Raw genomic sequence first — 20177 nt, forward strand, 5'->3', positions numbered from 1 at the left:
CGCTGTAAGGTCGTCTTCGTTCGGAAGGAGTGGGGATGCGGGCTGCGGTGATGGGGTCGCCCATCGGACATTCGCTCTCGCCCTACCTGCACAGGGCCGCCTATGAGGCGATGGGGCTCGGCGGGTGGAGCTATGAGGCGTTCGAGTGCGACGAGGCGCGGCTGCCGGGGCTGCTGGCGGAGCTGACGCCGGTGCGCGGGCAGGCGGGCGCCGGCGAGGACGCCTGGGCGGGGCTGTCGCTCACGATGCCGCTCAAGCGGGCCGTGCTGCCGCTGCTCGACACCGTCTCCGAGCTGGCCGTCGAGGTCGGCGGGGCCAACACCGTGGTCTTCCGCGACGGCCTGCGCCACGGCGACAACACCGACGTCTACGGCATCGAGCGGGCGCTGGCCGAGGCCGGGGTGCCCGCCCCGCGCTCGGCGACCGTGCTGGGCGGCGGCGCCACGGCCGCCTCGGCGCTGGCGGCGCTGCGCAACCTGGGCCTGTTCTCGGCCACGCTGCTGGTGCGCGATCCGGCGCGGGCGGGGGAGACGGTGGCCGTGGCCGAGCGGCTGGGCGTGGCGCTGGCGGTGGAGACGTTCGACAAGCTCGACGGGTCCACCCGGGTGGACCTGGTGGTCTCCACGCTGCCCAGCGGGGCGGCCGACGTCTTCGCCGAGCGGCTGGCGCGGGTGCCCGCGCTCTTCGACGTGGTCTACGCGCCCTGGCCGACCGGCGCGGCGGCGGCCGTCCGCGCGGCGGGCGGCACCGTGGTCGGCGGCTTCGAGATGCTGCTGCACCAGGCGGTGCGGCAGGTGCGGCTGATGACGGGGGTGGCGGACGTGCCGGTGGAGGCGATGCGCGCGGCAGGCCAGGCGGAGATCCTCAGGCGCTCGGCTCGAAGGGATTGATCACGGTGACGCCCGTGTCGTAGAAGTCCTTCACATCACGGGTGACCACGCTCCAGCCGTGGACCTTGGCAGTCGCGGCGATCAGCATGTCGGAGGTCCCTCGAGGGCGCGCGTTGCTCAGACGGCCCCATTCCTCGGCGATGTCCTCGGTGTCGAGGATGTAGCCGACGCTCACCAGCCCAGGTCCACTTCTCGCGGAAGCTCCCTGCTGCGCGGGATCCAGGTCCCATTTTCTGACTAGTTTTCTGGACAGAATTTCTAGCGGAAGGTGCCCCGGCGGCGGGATGATTCGAGGGGGTTCCGGTGTTGTGGTAATGTAGCTCTCTGATCGGTCCGGCATGTCTGCTGGACGCGCAAGCGGAGGTCTCCCTCCCACCTGTGTCACCGCGAGGTGGCCGGGTCCAGGATCACGCCGGACTACTCCGGGGAGCTCGAGGCCACGAAAGCCACAGAGCTCAGTGGCCCCGCATGCGCGACGTGCGGGGCTTTTCGCATTCGGGGGAATGCGTCAAGCTCCGATACGACGAGCACGTAGGGATCGCAAACCTAGGAGGCCCCATCAGCACTGAGCCCCGCATCAACGAGCGTATCCGAGTTCCCGAGGTTCGCCTCGTGGGCCCGAACGGCGAGCAGGTGGGCATCGTCTCGATTCACGATGCGCTGAAGCTCGCCCAGGAGGCCGACCTCGACCTGGTCGAGGTCGCGGCCACGGCTCGACCGCCCGTGTGCAAGCTCATGGACTACGGCAAGTTCAAGTACGAGTCCGCGATGAAGGCGCGCGAGGCGCGCAAGAATCAGGCGCACACGATCATCAAGGAGATCAAGCTCCGGCCGAAGATCGACCCGCACGACTACGAGACCAAGAAGGGTCACGTGGTGCGGTTCCTCAAGGCGGGAGACAAGGTCAAAGTCACGATCATGTTCCGCGGACGCGAGCAGTCCCGGCCCGAGCTCGGGTTCCGGCTGCTCCAGCGGCTGGCGGACGACGTCCAGGAGCTCGGCTTCGTGGAGTCCCACGCCAAGCAGGACGGCCGTAACATGATCATGGTGATCGGTCCGCACAAGAAGAAAGCCGAGGCAAAGGCCGAGAAGGCCGCCGCCAAGGCACAGCGTGGTGGCGAGGAGCCTTCCGCACCGGAAGCGTGACCCGCGGCTGGGGTTAGCCTTACAGCACCCAGCAGCCACCGGCAGACGTAAGACGCCGCTACCGGGCCGGCCAGCACCGGCCCGGCCAGCGGCACGACCGAAACGAGGAGAGACGGCGACATGCCGAAGATGAAGACGCACAGCGGTGCGAAGAAGCGGTTCCGGCTCACCGGCACCGGCAAGATCAAGCGTCGCCGTGCCAACCGCGCGCACTACAACGAGTGGAAGTCGTCCACGCTGACGCGCCGTCTCAAGAACGAGGTCGTCCTTTCCGACGCCGATTCCAAGAAGATCAAGAAGCTGCTCGCCAAGTAGCGCGATTCCCCGGGGAGAAGAAACATGGCACGCGTGAAGCGGGCGCTCAACGCCAAGAAGAAGCGCAGGGTCGTTCTCGAAAGGGCCAGCGGATACCGTGGCCAGCGGTCGCGTCTTTACCGCAAGGCCAAGGAGCAGATGCTCCACTCGATGACGTACGCCTACCGGGACCGCAAGGACCGTAAGGGCGCCTTCCGTCGTCTGTGGATCCAGCGCATCAACGCCGCCGCTCGTCAGAACGGCATGACGTACAACCGTCTCATCCAGGGTCTGCGCCTGGCCAACATCGAGGTCGACAGGAAGATCCTCGCCGACCTGGCGGTCAACGACAGCCAGACCTTCGCCACGCTCGTCGAGGCCGCCAAGAAGGCGCTTCCGGCGAACGTGAACGCTCCGGCCGCGAGCTGAAGCGGCCGGCTTGACCGAGGGGCCCACCGATGACGGTGGGCCCTTTGTTGCGTGTCTGCACGAGTGGGGGAGATGCATGGCCGGGTCCGAGCTGACCAACGTGAGGTCGCCGCGGGTGAAGGCCGCCAGGCGGCTCACCAAGCGGGCCTTCCGCGAGCAGGACAGGAAGTTCCTGGCCGAGGGGCCGCAGGCGGTGCGCGAGGCGCTCAAGCTCGACGGCGTGACACTGGAGCTGTTCACCACCGCCGAGGCGGAGCTGCGCCATCCCGAGATCGTCACCGAGGCCACGCTCAAGGGCGTCCCCGTGCACCGGGCCAGCGGCGAGGTCATGTCGGAGCTGTCGCAGACCGTGACCCCGCAGGGACTGGTGGCCGTGTGCCGGCTCGTGCACGTGCCCCTCGACGAGGCGCTGGCCGGGCAGCCGCGGCTGGTGGCGCTGCTGGCGCACGTACGCGACCCGGGCAACGCCGGCACCGTGATGCGGGCGGCCGACGCCGCCGGGGCCGACTCGGTGATCTTCACGGACGCCTCCGTGGACCCTTACAACGGCAAGTGCGTGCGCGCCAGCGTCGGAAGCCTGTTCCACCTGCCTGTCACCATCGGCGCGCCCGTGGGCGCCGCCGTGCGCGAGCTGAGGGCGCGGGGCCTGCGCGTGCTGGCCGCCGACGGCGCGGGCAAGCACACGCTCGACGACGTCGATCTGTCCGGGCCCACCGCGTGGATCTTCGGCAACGAGGCCTGGGGGCTGCCGGAGGACGTCCTGGCCGAGGCGGACGATGTGGTCAGGGTTCCCATCTACGGACAGGCTGAAAGTCTCAACCTGGCGACCGCCGCGACGGTATGCCTTTACTCCTCGGCCAGGGCTCAGCGAGTGCCCTAGGCGGCCGGAAACCCGCTATTGTCGGCGTTGTAGGCGGAGGAGGCGAGGTCGTGCACGGCGCAGACACCGACGGGCGAGTAGTGGCCAGCGCGTGCACGATAGCCATCGACGACCTTCCCGACGGCCTCATCGTGACCGACCGATATGGGTGCGTCCTGGCCGTCAACCGGGCCGCCGCCCGGCTCACCGGCGTCGCCGTGGAGCGCGCCGTCGGCAGGCACATGAACGACGTCTACCCGTTCCGCGACCACGACGGGCGCGACTGGTGGAAGGCCCTCGACCCCGAGGGCGGGCTGCGCAGCAGGATCCGCGTCCCGGAGAAGCCGCTGCACCTGCCGGGCGGCCAGGAGCTCTACGTCGCGGCCAGGCTCGTGCGCGAGCCGGAGCGCGGCGGCGAGGTCGAGCGCGTGGCCATCACCCTGCGCGACGGCGGCGCCCGCGCCAGGCTGGAGCGCAGCCGCGCCGACCTGGTCTCCACCGTGGCCCACGAGCTGCGCTCGCCGCTGACCAGCGTCAAGGGGTTCACCGCGACGCTGCTGGCCAAGTGGAGCCGCTTCACCGACGAGCAGAAGCGCGTCATGCTCGAGACCGTCAACAACGACGCCGACCGCGTCACCCGGCTCATCACCGAGCTGCTCGACGTCTCGCGCATCGAGTCCGGGCGGCTGGAGGTGCGCCGCCAGGTCGTCGACCTGCCCGCCAGGGCGCGCCGGCTCATCGCGGGCCGGGTGGCGGCCGGCGAGGCGGAGGACCGCTTCCGCCTGATCGTGGGCGACGACCTGCCGGAGATGTGGCTCGACCAGGACAAGATCGACCAGATCCTGGGTAATCTGGTGGAAAACGCGCTGCGTCACGGGCGCGGCACTGTGACAATAGAGATCGAGTCCGTCGGATGGGGAGTTGCCGTGTCGGTGCGCGATGAGGGCGAGGGCATCGAGCCCGAGCTGGCTCCGCGCGTCTTCAGGCAGTTCTGGCGGGGCGGCAACAGCCGCCGCCGCGGCGGCACCGGGCTTGGCCTGTTCATCGTCAAGGGCCTGGTCGAGGCGCACGGCGGCACGATCGCCGTGCAGCGCGCGCCCGAGGGCGGTGCGGAGTTCCGATTTACCATGCCCACCGGCACGCCCGACTTCGCCAGCGTCTAGATCGGCTGGTCGCCGAGTTCGGGTCCGGTGGGCGGGCCCCACTAGACTCTTTTCCGCCCAAGCCCTGGATACGGAGCCCACTCTTGTCTGACTACGATCCCGTCGAGGTGACACCGTTGCACGCCGACGAAGTGTCCCGGATGGAGGCCGACGCCATCGCGGCGATCAAGGCGGCCGGCGACCTCGACGCACTCAAGCAGGCCAGGCTGGCGCACGCGGGCGACCGCTCGCCCATCGCCCTGGCCAACCGCGAGATCGGCGCCCTGCCGCCGGCCGCCCGCGCCGAGGCCGGCAAGCGCGTCGGCGGCGCCCGCAAGGCCATCGCCGAGGCCCTCGCCGCCCGCCAGGCCGAGCTGGAGGCCGAGCGCGACGCGCGGGTCCTCGTCGAGGAGACCGTCGACGTCTCCCTGCCGTGGGACCGCCGCCCGCGCGGCGCCCGCCACCCGCTGACCACGTTGCAGGAGCACATCGCCGACGCGTTCGTCGCCATGGGCTACGAGGTGGCCGAGGGGCCCGAGCTCGAAGGCGAGTGGTTCAACTTCGACGCGCTCAACATCGCCAAGGACCACCCGGCCCGCTCCGAGCACGACACCTTCTTCGTCGAGTCGACCGACTCCGGCATGGTGCTGCGCACCCAGACCTCGCCGGTGCAGATCCGCGCGCTGCTCCAGCGCGACCTGCCGGTCTACGTGATCTCGCCGGGCAAGACCTTCCGCACCGACGAGCTCGACGCCACCCACACCCCCGTCTTCCACCAGACCGAGGGCCTGGCGGTGGACGAGGGGCTGACGATGGCCCACCTCAAGGGCACCCTCGACCGGTTCGCGGAGGTGATGTTCGGCAAGGGCATCACGACCCGGTTCCGGCCCAACTACTTCCCGTTCACCGAGCCGTCCGCCGAGATGGACCTCAAGTGCTTCGTCTGCCGGGGCGCCTCCGCGGTCCCCGGCAACCCGCCCTGCCGCACCTGCAAGTCCGAGGGTTGGATCGAATGGGGCGGCTGCGGCATGGTCAACCCGCGCGTGCTCGTCGCGTGCGGCGTCGACCCCTCGCGATACTCCGGGTTCGCCTTCGGCATGGGCATCGAGCGGACGCTGATGTTCCGTCACAACGCCGAGGACATGCGTGACATGGTCGAGGGAGACGTGCGCTTCACGCTCCCGTTCGGAATGGAGATCTGATGAAGGTCCCGCTTTCCTGGCTGCGGGAGTATGTCGATCTCCCGGCGGCCACGGCCCAAGAGGTGGCCGACAAGCTGACGGCGGCCGGGCTCAAGCTCGAATCGCTCACCTCCCACGGCCACGACGTCAAGAACGTCGTGGTCGGCGAGGTGCTCGAGATCGAGGAGCTGACCGGGTTCAAGAAGCCGATCCGGCACTGCAAGGTCGAGGTGGGTGAGGCCACGCCGCGCGAGATCGTCTGCGGCGCGACCAACTTCTCCGCCGGCGACCGCGTGCCCGTCGTGCTGCCCGGCGGCGTGCTGCCCGGCGGGTTCGAGGTCGGGGCGCGCAAGACGTACGGGCGCATGTCCGAGGGCATGATCTGCTCCGAGCGCGAGCTCGGGCTGGGCGACGACCACAACGGCATCATGGTGCTGCCCGCCGGCACGCCGATCGGCGCCGACGTGGTCGAGCTGCTCGGGCTGCGCGACGACGTGATCGAGCTGGAGATCACCCCCGACATCGGCTACGCGCTGTCGATCCGCGGCGTGGCCCGCGAGGTGGCCACGGCGTTCGGGGTGGACTTCCGCGACCCCGCCGACGTCGAGCTGCCCGCCGAGACCGGCCCGTCGTGGCCGGCCTCGATCGCCGACCCGACGGCGTGCGACCGGTTCGTGCTGCGCGAGGTGAGCGGCTTCGACCCGGCCGCGCAGAGCCCGCTGTGGATGCGGGTGCGCCTGACCCGCGCCGGCATGCGCCCGGTCTCCCTGGCGGTCGACATCACCAACTACCTGATGCTGGAGCTCGGGCAGCCGCTGCACGCCTTCGACCGCGCCAAGCTGCGCGGCGAGATCGTCGTGCGCCGGGCCGCGCCCGGCGAGCGGCTGGAGACGCTCGACCACGTCGTACGCGAGCTCGACCCCGACGACATCCTCATCACCGACGCCTCGGGGCCGATCTCGATGGCCGGCACGATGGGCGGACTGGAGACCGAGATCTCCGACGCCTCCACCGACATCGTCATCGAGGCCGCGCACTTCTCCGCCACCGGCATCTCCCGCGAGTCGCGCAGGCACGGCCTGGTGTCGGAGGCGTCCAAGCGGTTCGAGCGCGGCGTGGACCGCGAGCTGCCGCTCGTCGCCTCCTGGCGGGCCGTGCAGCTGCTGGCCGAGCTGGGCGGCGCGACCGTGCGGCCCGGCGTCACGCACGCCGAGGTCGAGGTCGAGCCCGCGCGCATCGCCATCCCCGCCGGCTACCCCGGCCGGGTGGCCGGCGTCGACTACTCCAAGGACACCGTGGTCGCGCGGCTGGAGCAGGTCGGCTGCGTCGTCGTCGAAGGCGACGACCCGGCCGTGCGCAAGGGCGGCGTGGCCCCGACCGGCGTGGTGACCGGCGGCGCGCTGGCGGCCAGGCTGGCCGTCACCGGCCCCGACATGATCACGGTGACGCCGCCGTCCTGGCGGCCCGACCTCACCGACCCCAACGACCTGGCCGAAGAGGTCATCCGGCTGGAGGGCTACGAGAGCCTGCCGTCGGTGCTGCCCTCCGCCCCGGCCGGCGCCGGGCTCACCGCCGGGCAGCGGCTGCGCAGGCGCGTCGGCAGGGCGCTGGCCGAGGGTGGCTACGTCGAGGTGCTCAGCTACCCGTTCATCAGCGGTGACGACTTCGACCGGCTGCAACTGCCCGCCGACGACCGGCGGCGCGCGGCCATGCGGCTGGCCAACCCGCTGTCGGAGGACGAGCCGCTGATGCGCACGACGCTGCTGCCGGGGCTGCTCAAGACCCTCGTACGCAACGTCGGGCGCGGCTTCGCCGACGTCGCGCTGTTCGAGACGGGGGCGGTCTACCGGCCCCGCGAGAGCGCGCCCCGGGTGGCGCCCGTGCTCGGCGTCGAGCGGCGGCCGACCGCCGAGGAGACGGCCTCCATCGAGGCGGCCCTGCCCGACCAGCCGCTGCGGGTCGCGGTGGTGCTGGCCGGGGAGTTCGAGCGGTCCGGCTGGTGGGGCGAGGGCCGCGCGGCCTCCTGGGCCGACGCGGTGCAGGCCGCCCGGCTGGTGGCGGCCGAGGCGCGGGTGGAGCTGTCCATCAGCGCCGACCAGCACGAGCCCTGGCACCCCGGCCGCTGCGCCGCCCTCTACGTGGGCGACACGCTGGTCGGGCACGCCGGTGAGCTGCACCCGCGGGTCATCGAGGCGTACGGGCTGCCGGCCCGCACGGCGGCGATGGAGCTGGAGCTGTCGCGGCTGGAGGCCGTGATGCCGGGGCCGGTGCAGACGCCCGCGGTGTCGGCCTACCCGGTGGCCACCCAGGACGTCGCGCTGATCGTGCCCGACTTCACGCCGGTCGCCGACGTGGAGGCGGCGCTGCGCGACGGGGCCGGTGAGCTGCTGGAGTCGATCCGGCTGTTCGACGTCTACGCCGGGGAGCAGGTGGGCGAGGGGAACAAGTCGCTCGCCTACTCGCTGCGCTTCCGGGCCGCCGACCGCACGCTGACCGTCGAGGAGACGACGGCGGCGCGCGACGCGGCGGTGGCGATGGCGGCCGACCGCGTGGGCGCTCAGCTGCGCGGCTGAACGTCTGACCGGGGGGCCGGTGCGGCGGTGGCCGCGCCGGCCCCCTTTGGCGGGTGCGCCTTTTGGGCGGGTTGTGGACATGGAAGATGGGTTCATGACGCAGTTGCTGGTGTTCGGCGAGCGGGATGACGCCGAAGAGGTCGCCGAGACGCTGGGGGAGTGGTTTCCCGAGCTCGGCGTGCCGCGCGTGGTGCGGGAGACGCTGGCCGGGGAGGACGACGCCGAGGACGCGCAGTGGCTGGTCGTGGTCGAAGGGCTGGACGAAGGGGCGCTCGGCAGGGTGGACGAGCTGGCCGAGCGGTATGACGGGTGGCGGGAGACGGACTGAGCGCCGCCCGCCCGACGGTGCGGTCAGGGCTCAGGGCCTGTACGGACTTCGGATCTTCAGGCGGGCCGGAGGCTCCGGATCCACAGAATGGCTCCACGGAGAAGGCCGGCCAGGTAGCCGCCTGGCGTCATGTCGAAGCGGAAGACCAGCCCGCGCCAGACTTTGATCCGGTTGACGCAACACTCCGCACCGATCGGGGAGAACTTCTCGCGCAGCAGCGCCAGTACCGGATGCGCGCCGTCGTGGTCTTGACCGACGCGGCGGTGGCCATCACCCCGCCTCCAGCACCGCACGCCCGCCTCCAGCACCGCACGCCCGCCTCCAGCACCGCACGCCCTGCTCCGGCACCGGCGAAGGGCAGTCGGTCGGGGAGCGCGGCGGCCTGATCCTGACGGCGTCGTCAGCCACGCTCGCCGATCAGGCCATGTCACGGCCGAGTGGGCCACATCGTCTGAAGAGTATGACGAACTCGGAACAGACCTCGGTGCTGATCACCGGAGGTAACAAGGGACTCGGCTTCGAAGCGGCTCGCCGCCTCGGGGAACAGGGTTGGACGATCTTCCTCGGCTCGCGTGACGAAGGCCGCGGACGGGCGGCCGCGGACAAGCTGACCGCGGGCGGCGCGAACGTGGTCATGGTCCCGCTGGACGTGACCTCCGACGAGTCGGTGAGCGGCGCCGTGCGGCTCGTCCGGGAGCACACCGACCGGCTGGACGTGCTGATCAACAACGCCGGCGTGCCGGGCAGGGGCATCGCACCGGCGGATGCGACAGCCGACGAGATCCATGCCGTCTACGACACCAACGTGTACGGGCCGATCAGGGTCACGCACGCGTTCCTGCCGCTGTTGCGGGCCGCCGACCATCCGCGGGTGGTGATGCTGTCCAGCGGCGTCGGCTCCTTCTCCGTGGTGACCGATCCGGAACAGCCCTCGTCGAAGTTCCACGAACTCGCCTACAGCTCCTCGAAGGCGGCCCTGAACATGATCACCGTCCGCTACGCCCAGGCGCTCCCGGACGTCAAGTTCAACATCGCCACGCCCGGCGAGGTGCGCAACCGCAAGTTCGCCGCCACCGACATGAACAACAACACCGGCGAGCTGACGGTCACCGAGGGCACCGACTCGATCCTGCGGCTCGCGATGCTCGACGCCGACGGGCCGACCGGGATCTTCGTCGACCGTCTCGGTCCCATTACGTGGTGACCACCGCCCGATCCGCCCGCAGCCTGCGCCGGAGGCCGGGCGAAGGCCCGAGGTCAGATCTCGTCCCCATGAAAGCGACGGCCCTGCGGTAGGGCATCGAACAGGGGAATCGGCACGTGGGCCAGGGCGGGAATGGCCCGCGTGCCGAACGAACCGTCGCTCGGTCCGTGCCGGGCGCTGACGGACACGGCAGGGGCCGTGACGAGCCGGCCGCAGTCTCGTGGCGACCTGGATCCAGACGGTGGTGCCGATCGCGCTCCAAAGAAGGGTGGGCAAGCAGAACGAGCTCAGCCAGATCCATTACCGGGAGGTCATTCATGACGAGAAGCACCGCCGGGGGACTCGCCGCCCTGGAACTGCCGGTCGAGCGGGGCTGCCCGTTCGCCCCGCCCGCCGCGCCTACGAGCGGCTGCGCGAACGGGCGCCGAGCAACAGGATGCGCCTGGTAGGCGGTGCCGAGGCGTGGTGGGTGTCCGGGCACGAGGCAGGCCGTGCCATCCTCGCCGGAAGGCTGCCCGGCCTGGCCGCTCGCGGGGTGGGCTGACCAGCAAGGTGCACCCGTCCGCCGACCGGCGATGCCGTCCGCCGCCGTTCGTCCTCCGGCCCGCCTGAAGATCCGAAGTCCGTCCAGGCTCTAGCACGACCTGCCAGAGGTGGGGTCAGGGCCGGGCCGGCAGGCGTGCCCCGATGATCGTGCGGGCGAGCTGCTCGGGGTGGGTGAGCTGCGGATAGTGGCCCGCCCCGTCGATGGTGGTCACGGGCCTGTCCACCGGTACGGTCAGCGGGTCGGCGGAGCCGGTCACGATCTCCACGGGGACCTGGAGCCGGCCGAGGGCTTCGCGCAGCTCGCGCCGCCCGGTGGCGACCGCCCGCAGGGCCGCGACGACGCGGGAGGCGGCGCCGGGGCGGCTCAGGTCGGTGGCGGCGCCGGCGATCGCGGGGCCCTCCGGGACGGCGAGCGCGCGGGCCAGGCGGGACGCGGGCAGCCGGCGCAGCAGGAGCGCGGCCGGGCGCGAACGCAGGAATCGCGGGGACGGGGCCTGGAGGAAGGCCGGCGCGACCAGCACCAGCCGTGACACGCGCGCCGGATGGGCGGCCGCGTAACGGACGGCCGGGCCACAGGCCAGCGAGTGCGCGACCAGCGTCAGCGGTGGGGCGAGCCGCGCGGCGGCCGGGGCCGGACCGGCTCCGGCGGTTCCGGCGGCGGGCCAGGAACCTGTGGGGCCGGCTTGCGCGGTGGGCCAGGTATCTGTGGGGTCGGTGGTTGCGGCGGGGTGAGGAGTTCGGCGAGCCAGGCGTCGATCGGTGCGCCGGCCGGGCCCGAGCGGCCGAGGCCGGGCAGGTCGGGGGCGAGAACGGAGGCGTCGAGGCGCGGGATGACGTCCGCCCAGGACTCGGAGTTCAGCGGCAGGCCGTGGAGCAGGACGTACCCGGGCCGGTCGTGGCGCCCCTCGATCCAGGTCCGGGTGCCGGCCACCCGCTGGTAGCCGTACGGGCCCCTCGGGGTCGGGGCCGAGCCGAAGCGGGCCGCCACCAGGTCGTCGGCCCAGGTCTTCAGCGCGCTGTCGACCGGCGGCACGCGCAGGCCGGACCGCTCGGCCAGTGCCCGGGCGGAGGCGGTGTCGTACCGGTCGGAGGACAGGAACGACAGCGTCTCCGGGTCGGCCCCGGTCAGAGCGCGGGGAAGGCGGCGCAACAGCCCGGCCGGGATCGTCCGCCGCGGCGCCCGCACCCCCATGTGCCCCGCGAGCAGCCCGATCAGCTCGGGCAGGAGCGGGGTGCGGTCGTCGAGGACCCAGTACGACTCGTCCCGGCCGTGCGCCGCCAGCTCCGCGAGGAAGGCCGCCAGGTAGCCGGCCTCGACCACGGGGACGAACACCGCACGCCCGCCGGGCACGGCGGGCAGGCGGCCGCGCCACAGGTCGGCCACCACGGACGCCAGCCCGACGAACTGGCCGGGGCCGATCACCGTGGACGGGTTGGCGATGCTCAGCGGCAGGCCGCGCTCGCGGGCGCGCGCCCGCACCGCCGCGTCCCCCTCCCGCTTGGACGCCTCGTACGCGCCCAGCCTCCGGTAGCCGGGCGGGCCGTCCTGCGCGGCGGGCCCGGCTTGCGGCCGGTTCGCCGCGTGGGGTGCGCCGCCCACCCGGTATCCGCTGATGTGCACGATGCGCCGCAGGCTCGTCCGGGTGGCGGCCCAGTCGAGGACGTTGAGCGCGCCGGTCACGTTCGCCGCCCGGGCCTCCTCGACGCTCAGGCCGAACGCGTAGCGGCCCGCGCAGTTGTAGACGTCCCGTACGGCGGGCAGGGCGTCCGGCGGCAGGCCGAGGCCGGGGACGGTGATGTCGGCCCTGACGACGGTCAGCCCGTCCAGGGGCACGTCCCGATCGGCGAGCCATGACCTCAGCCCGTCACCCCGGGCCGCGGCGGCGACCGCGTGACCGCGGCGCAGCAGCTCGGCGACCAGGAACCGGCCGATGAAGCCGCCGGCGCCGAAAACGATCGAGTCGGATGGCATGGATGCTCCTAATAGATCGATCTACATATTTTCGCGAGCTGAGGAAGCCCGCCGCTCCCTGGCTCCGGTGCGGCGGTGGGGGTCAGGTGCGGAGCAGGGTGGCGACGGTGCGGGCGGCGCGGTCGAGGGGCTCCCGGCTCCGGTGTGCCCTGGCCAGCAGCAGGGCCCCCTCGACCAGGGCGAGCACGGCCGTGGCGACGTCATCGGCGTCGGGGCGCCCCTCGGCGGCCAGCCGGTCGCGCAGGGGGGCCTCCCACGAGGCGTACACCTCCGCGCAGACCTGCTGGAGCGTGTCGTTGGCCGCCGCCATCTCCAGCGCGACCGTGGCCACCGGGCATCCCTTGCGCCAGCCGGAGGCTTCGAGGCGGTCGGCGAGCAGGCCGATCACCCCGTTGACCAGGGCGACCGTGTCCGGAGCCCGCTCGGCCAGCTCCTGCACCGCCAGGCCGATCTCCCGGCCGCCGCGGCGCAGCGCCTCGGCGACCATCTGGTCCTTGCCGCCGGGGAAATGGAAGTAGAGCGAGCCTCTGGGCATGCCGCTGGCCGCGGTCACCTGGTTGAGCCCGGCGCCGAAATAGCCGCCGGTCTCGATGAGGTCCTGGGTGGCGTCGAGCAGCCGCCCGCGCGTTTCCTCGCCTTTCCGTCCCATGGATCGACAAAGTAGACCGATCTGCATATTTCCGCAACCGGCCCTGACCCGCCGCCGCGCCGGGGCTCAGGTCAGGCGACCGGCTCGGTCGGGGCCGCGGCGGCCTCCCTGCGGGCCTTCTCCCGCAGGGCGTTCTCGTCCGTTCTGGCGTCGTAGCGGCGGAACCCCGGCAGGGTGGCGGCCAGGGCGAGGACGGCGGCCACGCAGAGCACGCCCCCCGACCCGAGCGAGAAGGGCACACCGCCGAAGCCCGCCATCAGGCCCGCCCGGGCGTTGCCCAGCATCGGGCCGCTGGCGTAGGAGAGGAGCTCGATGCCGGCCAGGCGGCCGCGGTACTCCGACGGGATCGTCTGGTTCCACATCGTGATGCGGAAGATGCCGCTGATCATGTCGGCGGCACCCGCCAGCGCGATGCAGACGAAGACCAGCCAGAAGTTCGGGGCCAGCGCGGTCAGCGCCACCGCCACGCCCCAGAGCGTGGCCGCGACGATCACGCCCAGGCCGTGGCGGTGCACGCGCGCCGTCCAGCGGCCGGTGACCGAGGCGATCAGGGCGCCGATCGCGGAGGCGGAGTAGAGCAGGCCCAGGGCCTGCGGCGTCCGCAGCTCCTCGGCCAGGAACGGGAACAACGCCGTGGCCATGGCGAACACCATCGCCGCCATGTCCACCAGATAGGTGCCCGTGAGGTCGCGGCGGCTGACCGCGTACCGTACGCCGTCGACCAGCGACCGCAGCGAGGCGGGCGCGGCGTCCTCGGCGGCGGGGAGCGACCTGACGCGCCAGAGCAGGAACATCGACACGACGAACGTCAGCGTGTCGATCGCGTACGCGGCCCCCGTGCTCCACGTCACCAGCAGGCCGCCCAGCGCCGGGGCGACGATGGCGCCGAAGTTCCAGCGCAGGCTGGACAGGACCGCGGCGGCGCTCTGCTGCTCGTGCTTGACGACCTGCTGGATCACCGCCTCCAGGCTCGGCCGCTGGAGCGAGGCGATGCCGGTGGAGACGGCGCCCATCACGTACAGGACCCAGACCTGGGGGTCGGGCAGCAGCGCGTTGACCATGAGGGCCGCGGAGGTCACCAGCAGGCCCAGCTCGCTCAGTACGATGATCTTGCGGCGGTCCAGCGCGTCGGCGATCGCCCCGCCCCACAGGCCGCACACCACCATCGGCACGAACTCCGCCAGGCTCACCAGCCCGACCGCCAGATAGGAGTCCGTCAGCTCCTTCATCTGGTACGGCACCGCGACCATCGAGATCATCGTGCCGAACATCGTGATGACGCCGGAGGCGAAGAGCAGCCGGTAGTCGCGGGAGTCGCGCAACGGGCTCAGGTCCAGCGTGAGGTGACGGAAAAGGCGTTTTGCTGCAGAAGGCACGAAGTGAGATTGTCCGACAGGCATCGTGGCCGGGGCAAACCAATATTCGGGCAGGGAAGCGCCTTCCGCGCCTCCCGCACTCTGTGGACCTGGGCTCCGCGACGCGCACGCAAGCGGCCCCGCGGATTTCCGCGGGGCCGCCGGGGGCGCTCTGCCGTCAGGCCGGCAGAGTTCTGCCGTCAGGAGGGGACCTTGTCGAGGAAGCCGAGCACCTTGCTGATCCGGCCGTCCTCGGCCAGCTCGACCACGTCGAACCCGACCGCGACCGGCTCCCCGCCCTCGGGGCCGAGGTGCCAGGTGAAGCGGGCGGTGTGGTGGTGGGCTTCGTACAGGTCGCCGGGGGTGAAGACCAGGCCGGGGAACATGCCCTGCGCACCCTCGATCACGGCGGCGATCCCGGCGTGGCCGGAGACGTCCGCGAGGGGGTCGGTGTAGGTGGCGTTCTCGGTCCACACCTCGGCGACGGCCTTGGCGCGGGCCTCGGGGTCGGTCTCGTTCCAGCAGGCGAGGTAGCGGTCGACGAGGGTCATGGTGGCTCCTTGAGGTGAAGAGGGGGTGGCGGGGTCAGTTGGCGCGGCTCTTGCGCAGGCCCATGATCTGCAGCTCGGCGAAGCCGGCGACGACCAGGGCCTGGGCGATGGCCCAGATGGCGCCCATCGTGCTGAAGCCGATCGCGCCGGTGACGACGGCCGCGATGCTGGCCAGGGTCCAGACGATGTTCACGGCGATCACGGCCTTGGTGGCGGCGGGGCTGATGTCGCGGCGGGCGGCCAGCAGGCCGACGGCGGCGCCGTACGCGAGGAGGAACACCCCGATCCCGCGCAGCAGGCCGGCGTCGGGGCCGAGCAGGTCGCCGACCGGGCCGGCGAAGGCGAGGTAGACCAGGCCGTTGCCGCCGGTGACGACGGCGTCGGCGGCCAGCGCCAGGCGCAGGAACTTCATCCGGTCGGTGGTGATGGTTACGGCGGTCATGTCGGGCTCCTTCTATGGCCTCGGTTCGGACAACTGAAAGATGTCAGGCCGGGGGTAGGGGCCGCGATTACGCGCCAGGTAAAGGGGAGCGGTCATCCCTGCTCAGAGGGGTGCTGTGAGGCCGGTCACATGCGGCGGGCGGGCCTGTCGCGAGAGGTGACGACCTGGTCGCCCCGGCCGGGGAAGGCCATGACGAGCCGCCAGAGAGTTGATCAGGAGGTGATCGGGTAGGCCGCTTCCCGCCCGCCCGGAGCGGCCCGCGCCGGTTGCAGAGGGGGGTGGGCGCGGGCCGCCGGGGGTTCGGGAGGGCGGGGTTTCGGGAGGGCGGGGTCAGGGGTCGGAGGGTCAGGGGTCGGAGGGTCAGGAGGCGGAGGTCAGGAGCCGAGGATCTCGCGGCGGAGGTGGGTCTTGAGGATCTTGCCGCCGGGGTTGCGGGGCAGCTCGCCCTCGCGGAACCAGACGTGCACCGGGATCTTGAACTTGGCGATCCGGCCGGCCAGGAAGGTCTGCAGCTCCCCGGCCGTGGCGGACGCGCCCGGGGCCAGCCGGACGACCGCGCCGACCTCCTCGCCCAGCTCGTCGTGGGGCACGCCGATCACCGCCACGTCGTCCACCGCCGGATGCTCGAACAGCGCCGCCTCCACCTCGGCGCAGTACACGTTCTCGCCGCCCCTGATCACCATGTCCTTGGCCCGGTCCACGATGTAGACGAAGCCTTCGTCGTCGATCTTGGCCAGGTCGCCGGTGTGCAGCCAGCCGCCCACGAACGTCTGCGCCGTGGCCTCCGGCTTGTTCCAGTAGCCGAGGATGACGTTCGGGCCGCGTACGCACAGCTCGCCCACCTCGCCGGGCGGCAGCTCGTCGCCCATCGGGTCGACCACGCGCACGTCCACCACGGGCGAGGGCAGGCCGATGCTGTCGGGCTTGGCCTGGTAGTCGGCGCCGCCGTTGCCGATGGCCAGGGCGGAGGTCTCGGTCATGCCGTAGCCGTTGGAGGGGGCGCGGTCGGGGAGGTTCTTGGTGATGCGCTCCAGCAGCTTGGGCGGGGCGGGGGCGCCGCCGTAGCCGAGGGTGGTCAGGGACGACAGGTCGTACTTGCCGAAGTCGGGGTGGGACATGAGCTGCCAGGCGTTGGTCGGCACCCCGATCATGGCGGTGACCCGCTCCCGCTCGATCAGGCGCAGCGCCTGCTCGGGGTCCCACTTGTACATCAGCACCAGGCCGCCGCCGCTGAACATCGTCGTGGTCAGGCCCGAGAAGCAGCCGGTGACGTGGAAGAGCGGGACGGTCAGGAGCGTGATGCGCCGGGTCCCCGCCGCCGCTCCGACGTCCTTGCCGGCCATGGCGACCGCGCGCATGAGGCCGAACGCGACCGTCATGGGGGACTGGCCCAGGTTGCGGTGGCTGCCGAGCGCGCCCTTGGGGCTGCCGGTGGTGCCCGAGGTGTAGAAGATCGTGGCGGGGTCCTCCGGGGCCAGCTCGACGTCGGGGAGCTTCACGTCGGCGCCGACCTCGCCCATGACCTCGTCGAACGCGCGCGCCCCCGGGGGGACCTCGCCCCTGGTCACGATCAGCGGCACGCCCGTGCCCGCCAGCCTGACCGCCCGCTCGCCGTCCGCGATCAGCACCTTGGCGCCGGAGTCGCTCACGCCGTAGGCCAGCTCGGCCTCCGTCCACCAGGCGTTGAGCGGTACGGCGATGGCCCCCGCCGCCAGCGCGGCCGAGAACGCGATCACCCATTCCGGGTAGTTGCGCATGGCCACCGCCACGCGGTCGCCCTTGGCCACGCCGTACTCCTCGACCAGCCGGTTGGCGAGGGTGGCGGCGCGGCGGAAGTGCTCCTCGAAGGTGATGTGCTGGTCCTCGTAGACGAGGAAGACCTTCTCGCCGTGGAACCTGCTCATCTCCAGCAGCGCGCGGAAGTGGGCGGGAGCGTGCTTCCAGGTGCGTACGCCTGTGTCGCCGATCTCCTCGATCTCGAAAAGCTGGCCGGGGCCGGTGAGCTGGGCCTGGACCTGGGCGTGCGAAAGAGAAGACATACGCAGAACTCCCGCAGTGGACGATTATTCCGGTAATTCACAGTACCGACCGGTAGGTACGTCGCGCTAGATGAGAAGTCGGGACCACGTCGCCCATGAAAGTTTCATCTACCTTCCGATAGTTTCTGCCCTCCAACTGCTGTTTTGGCGCCGCCGTGAGCTGGTTATTGACCACACACTCCCATGTCAATACCGTCAGCGATGCGGTCCCAACCGGGCCGAAACTTTCGGAATCGAGTGCCTGCCTCCGGAGGTAGATGTCCGTGCATTCGTCCTCGCTCCTTCGACTCCTCACGTTAGTGGGGATGTTCGCAGCCTTCCTCCTGCCCGCCACCTCGGCGGAAGCGTCGGCGCCCCTGCGCACGCACGCGGCCGCCCGCGGCAAGTTCATCGGTGCGGCGCTCGCCACCAGCCCGCTGTCCAACGAGACCTCCTACCGCAACATCGCGGCCACCGAGTTCAACCAGGTGACCGCCGAGAACGTGATGAAGTGGGACACGGTCCAGCCCAGCCAGGGCCAGTTCAACTTCTCCGGCGCCGACGCCATCGTCAATTTCGCCACCCAGAACAACCAGCAGGTCCACGGCCACACCCTGGTGTGGCACAGCCAGACCCCCGGATGGGTGCAGGGCCTGAGCGCCAGCGCCATGCGCACGGCGATGCAGACCCACATCAGCAGGCTCGTCGGCCGCTACGCGGACAACGCCGCGGTGGTGTCGTGGGACGTGGTGAACGAGATCTTCGACGAGAACGGCGGCTGGCGCAGCTCGTTCTGGTACAACACGCTGGGCCAGAGCTTCGTCGCCGACGCCTTCCGCGCCGCCCGGGCCGCCGACCCCAACGCCCGGCTGTGCATCAACGACTACAACGTCGAGGGCATCAACGCCAAGAGCACCGCGATGTACAACCTCGTCTCGTCCCTGCGCCAGCAGGGCGTGCCGGTGGACTGCGTGGGCTTCCAGGGCCACCTCGCGATCCAGTACGGCTTCCCCAGCGACATCCAGCAGAACATGCAGCGCTTCGCCGACCTCGGCGTCCAGGTCCGGGTCACCGAGCTGGACGTGCGCATGCAGATGCCCAGGAGCTCCAGCAAGGACACCACCCAGGCCACCTACTACCGCAACGTGATCAACGCCTGCAACGCGGTCACCGCCTGCGCCGGCGTGACGATCTGGGGCTTCACCGACAAGTACTCCTGGGTGCCGGACACGTTCTCCGGCGAGGGCGCCGCGCTCATCTACGACGAGAACTACCAGCAGAAGCCGTCCTACACCGCCGTGCACGACGCGCTGGCGGGCGGCACCAGCAACGACACCACCCCGCCGACCGCGCCGGGCACGCCGGCCGCGAGCAACGTGACGTCCAACTCCGCCACGCTGACGTGGACCGCCTCGACCGACAGCGGCGGCAGCGGCCTGGCCGGCTACAACGTCTACCGCGAGCAGGGGACGACCGACACGCAGCTCGGGCAGAGCACGACCACCTCCATCAACCTGACGGGACTGACCCCGAACACCGAGTACCAGGTGTACGTGCGCGCCCGTGACGGGGCGGGCAACCTGTCGGCCAACTCCGCCACCGTCACCTTCAGCACCACCGAAGGTCCCGGCGGCGGCGGGTGCACCGCCGTGGGCACCGTGCAGAACCAGTGGAACAACGGCTACGTCGTGCAGCCCGTGACCGTCACCAACACCGGCTCCTCCGCCATCACCGGCTGGACGGTCACCTTCACCCTGCCGGCCGGCCACACGCTGGCCGGGTCCTGGAACGCCACGCTGAGCGTCAGCGGGCAGACCGTCACGGCCAGGAACGCCGGCTACAACGGCAACCTGGCCGCCAACGCCAGCACCAGCTTCGGCTTCCAGGTCAACCGCCCGAACGGCAACACGCAGACGCCCTCCGGCTACACCTGCGCCTGATCGGGGATCCCCTGGGGCCTGCCCGGCCTGCCCGCCCGGCGTCCGGCCGCCCCAGGGGATTCTCTCACCCGCACACCGGCGGGACCGGCCGCGCCCGGTCCTGCCGGTGCCTTCCCGCGTTCGGCTACCTGCTCGACCCGGAGGCGTTCGAGCGGGGCCTGGCGGCGGGTCAGCAGATCTTGTAGTCCTGCCGGGAGGAGTCGTACGCGCAGGAGTCGACCAGCTTGCCGGCCCGGTCGCGCAGGTAGGCGGTGTCCCGGCTCTGGTTCCAGATGTAGGCGAACGTCCCGCCGCCGCTCCTGTTCCAGTACCGGGTGGTGCTGGTGTCCTTGCCCTTGCCGGTCCGCAGCGTGACCGTCTTGCCGGCGCGGAGGGTGAACGCGCCGAAGGTGTAGACGTGGTCGGGGCGGGCCGTCTCGTCGCGTACGGTCCAGCCCCTGAGGTTGACGCTCTTCCCGGTGGTGTTCCTGAGCTGGATGTACTCACCGTTCAGGCTGCTGTTCGAGCCGTGGTCCGGCGAGCCGGGCGAGTCATAGTAGATCTTGGTGATCTGCACGCCGGGCGCGGCCGCCTGGGCGGGCTGGGAGACGACGACCATGCCGGTGGCCAGTACGGCGGAGGTCAACAGGGATCGGATGCGCACGGACACGCTCCTGGC

At 71.4% G+C, this 20177-nt stretch carries 22 protein-coding genes and 1 pseudogene; 12 read left to right on the forward strand and 11 right to left on the reverse strand.

The features are described from left to right. Positions 1 to 35: 35 nt before the first annotated feature. The gene (locus tag IO39_RS14790; protein ID WP_043622102.1) at positions 36 to 890 is read left to right on the forward strand and encodes a shikimate dehydrogenase; all 855 of its coding nucleotides are present in this window, start codon (positions 36 to 38) and stop codon (positions 888 to 890) included. Here IO39_RS14790 and IO39_RS57695 read toward each other — a convergent pair. Then, positions 865 to 1065 carry a PIN domain-containing protein gene (locus IO39_RS57695; protein ID WP_043622105.1) on the reverse strand — a complete coding sequence of 67 codons (201 nt, stop codon included), beginning with the start codon at positions 1063 to 1065 and terminating at the stop codon, positions 865 to 867. The genes IO39_RS14790 and IO39_RS57695 overlap by 26 nt on opposite strands. 401 nt (positions 1066 to 1466) lie before the next feature. Between IO39_RS57695 and infC the strand changes: the two genes are divergently transcribed. The 8 genes from infC (at position 1467) to IO39_RS14835 (ending at position 8842) form a co-directional block, all read left to right on the forward strand. Beyond that, positions 1467 to 2036 (forward strand): translation initiation factor IF-3, encoded by a 570-nt coding sequence (infC, locus tag IO39_RS14800; RefSeq protein WP_281200085.1) that lies wholly within the window; start codon positions 1467 to 1469, stop codon positions 2034 to 2036. A gap of 120 nt (positions 2037 to 2156) precedes the next feature. After that, positions 2157 to 2351 carry a 50S ribosomal protein L35 gene (gene rpmI, locus IO39_RS14805; protein ID WP_043622108.1) on the forward strand — a complete coding sequence of 65 codons (195 nt, stop codon included), beginning with the start codon at positions 2157 to 2159 and terminating at the stop codon, positions 2349 to 2351. 24 nt (positions 2352 to 2375) lie between these two features. Then, a complete protein-coding gene (gene rplT, locus IO39_RS14810; RefSeq protein ID WP_043622113.1) occupies positions 2376 to 2759 on the forward strand; it encodes a 50S ribosomal protein L20 in 384 nt (127 codons plus the stop codon). Positions 2760 to 2835: 76 nt separating this feature from the next. After that, positions 2836 to 3639: a TrmH family RNA methyltransferase gene (locus tag IO39_RS14815; RefSeq protein WP_043622116.1), complete on the forward strand. Its 804-nt coding sequence runs from the start codon at positions 2836 to 2838 to the stop codon at positions 3637 to 3639. Positions 3640 to 3689: 50 nt separating this feature from the next. Next, the gene (locus tag IO39_RS14820) at positions 3690 to 4781 is read left to right on the forward strand and encodes a sensor histidine kinase (protein WP_043622119.1); all 1092 of its coding nucleotides are present in this window, start codon (positions 3690 to 3692) and stop codon (positions 4779 to 4781) included. Between the two features lie 140 nt (positions 4782 to 4921). Beyond that, positions 4922 to 5962: a phenylalanine--tRNA ligase subunit alpha gene (pheS, locus tag IO39_RS14825; RefSeq protein ID WP_245641983.1), complete on the forward strand. Its 1041-nt coding sequence runs from the start codon at positions 4922 to 4924 to the stop codon at positions 5960 to 5962. Beyond that, complete coding sequence (locus IO39_RS14830; RefSeq protein ID WP_043622124.1) at positions 5962 to 8514, forward strand: phenylalanine--tRNA ligase subunit beta; 2553 nt, start codon at positions 5962 to 5964, stop codon at positions 8512 to 8514. The genes pheS and IO39_RS14830 overlap by 1 nt, the downstream gene beginning before the upstream one ends. Positions 8515 to 8608: 94 nt before the next feature. After that, positions 8609 to 8842, forward strand: a complete 234-nt coding sequence (locus IO39_RS14835) for a hypothetical protein (RefSeq protein WP_211267017.1) — start codon at positions 8609 to 8611, stop codon at positions 8840 to 8842. A gap of 56 nt (positions 8843 to 8898) precedes the next feature. Here the strand turns inward: IO39_RS14835 and IO39_RS14840 are convergent, their stop codons facing one another. Continuing rightward, positions 8899 to 9150 carry a hypothetical protein gene (locus IO39_RS14840; protein ID WP_043622131.1) on the reverse strand — a complete coding sequence of 84 codons (252 nt, stop codon included), beginning with the start codon at positions 9148 to 9150 and terminating at the stop codon, positions 8899 to 8901. A gap of 152 nt (positions 9151 to 9302) precedes the next feature. Here IO39_RS14840 and IO39_RS14845 point away from each other — a divergent pair, with 152 nt between their 5' ends. Both IO39_RS14845 and IO39_RS14850 read left to right on the forward strand, forming a co-directional pair. Continuing rightward, positions 9303 to 10046, forward strand: coding sequence for an SDR family oxidoreductase (locus tag IO39_RS14845; protein WP_043622134.1), 744 nt, complete (start codon positions 9303 to 9305; stop codon positions 10044 to 10046). 220 nt (positions 10047 to 10266) lie between these two features. Continuing rightward, on the forward strand, positions 10267 to 10590 hold the full coding sequence (locus tag IO39_RS14850; RefSeq protein ID WP_043622137.1) for a hypothetical protein: 324 nt from the start codon (positions 10267 to 10269) through the stop codon (positions 10588 to 10590). 115 nt (positions 10591 to 10705) lie between these two features. Here the strand turns inward: IO39_RS14850 and IO39_RS14855 are convergent, their stop codons facing one another. The 8 genes and pseudogenes from IO39_RS14855 to IO39_RS14885 form a co-directional block, all read right to left on the reverse strand. Next, the gene (locus IO39_RS14855) at positions 10706 to 11125 is read right to left on the reverse strand and encodes an alpha/beta fold hydrolase (RefSeq protein ID WP_043622141.1); all 420 of its coding nucleotides are present in this window, start codon (positions 11123 to 11125) and stop codon (positions 10706 to 10708) included. A 21-nt stretch (positions 11126 to 11146) separates the two neighbouring features. Continuing rightward, a pseudogene (locus IO39_RS57700) lies at positions 11147 to 11194 on the reverse strand (hypothetical protein); the annotation flags it as partial. Further along, the gene (locus IO39_RS14860) at positions 11191 to 12564 is read right to left on the reverse strand and encodes an SDR family oxidoreductase (RefSeq protein WP_063765276.1); all 1374 of its coding nucleotides are present in this window, start codon (positions 12562 to 12564) and stop codon (positions 11191 to 11193) included. The pseudogene IO39_RS57700 and the gene IO39_RS14860, both read right to left, overlap by 4 nt. Positions 12565 to 12646: 82 nt before the next feature. Further along, positions 12647 to 13213 (reverse strand): TetR/AcrR family transcriptional regulator, encoded by a 567-nt coding sequence (locus IO39_RS14865; RefSeq protein WP_043622144.1) that lies wholly within the window; start codon positions 13211 to 13213, stop codon positions 12647 to 12649. A gap of 71 nt (positions 13214 to 13284) precedes the next feature. Beyond that, positions 13285 to 14589 carry an MFS transporter gene (locus tag IO39_RS14870; protein WP_043622146.1) on the reverse strand — a complete coding sequence of 435 codons (1305 nt, stop codon included), beginning with the start codon at positions 14587 to 14589 and terminating at the stop codon, positions 13285 to 13287. A gap of 179 nt (positions 14590 to 14768) precedes the next feature. Next, positions 14769 to 15119 (reverse strand): nuclear transport factor 2 family protein, encoded by a 351-nt coding sequence (locus IO39_RS14875; RefSeq protein ID WP_043622149.1) that lies wholly within the window; start codon positions 15117 to 15119, stop codon positions 14769 to 14771. A 34-nt stretch (positions 15120 to 15153) separates the two neighbouring features. Further along, positions 15154 to 15561 carry a hypothetical protein gene (locus tag IO39_RS14880; RefSeq protein WP_043622153.1) on the reverse strand — a complete coding sequence of 136 codons (408 nt, stop codon included), beginning with the start codon at positions 15559 to 15561 and terminating at the stop codon, positions 15154 to 15156. Between the two features lie 374 nt (positions 15562 to 15935). Beyond that, entirely contained in the window at positions 15936 to 17600 is a 1665-nt protein-coding gene (locus tag IO39_RS14885) for a class I adenylate-forming enzyme family protein (RefSeq protein ID WP_043622156.1), read from the reverse strand. 305 nt (positions 17601 to 17905) lie between these two features. Here IO39_RS14885 and IO39_RS14890 point away from each other — a divergent pair, with 305 nt between their 5' ends. Next, positions 17906 to 19519 carry an endo-1,4-beta-xylanase gene (locus IO39_RS14890; RefSeq protein WP_245641976.1) on the forward strand — a complete coding sequence of 538 codons (1614 nt, stop codon included), beginning with the start codon at positions 17906 to 17908 and terminating at the stop codon, positions 19517 to 19519. A 169-nt stretch (positions 19520 to 19688) separates the two neighbouring features. Here the strand turns inward: IO39_RS14890 and IO39_RS14895 are convergent, their stop codons facing one another. After that, a complete protein-coding gene (locus IO39_RS14895; protein WP_245641977.1) occupies positions 19689 to 20162 on the reverse strand; it encodes a lamin tail domain-containing protein in 474 nt (157 codons plus the stop codon). Positions 20163 to 20177 lie beyond the last annotated feature (15 nt).

Source organism: Nonomuraea candida (assembly GCF_000725485.1).
Lineage (GTDB): Bacteria > Actinomycetota > Actinomycetes > Streptosporangiales > Streptosporangiaceae > Nonomuraea > Nonomuraea candida.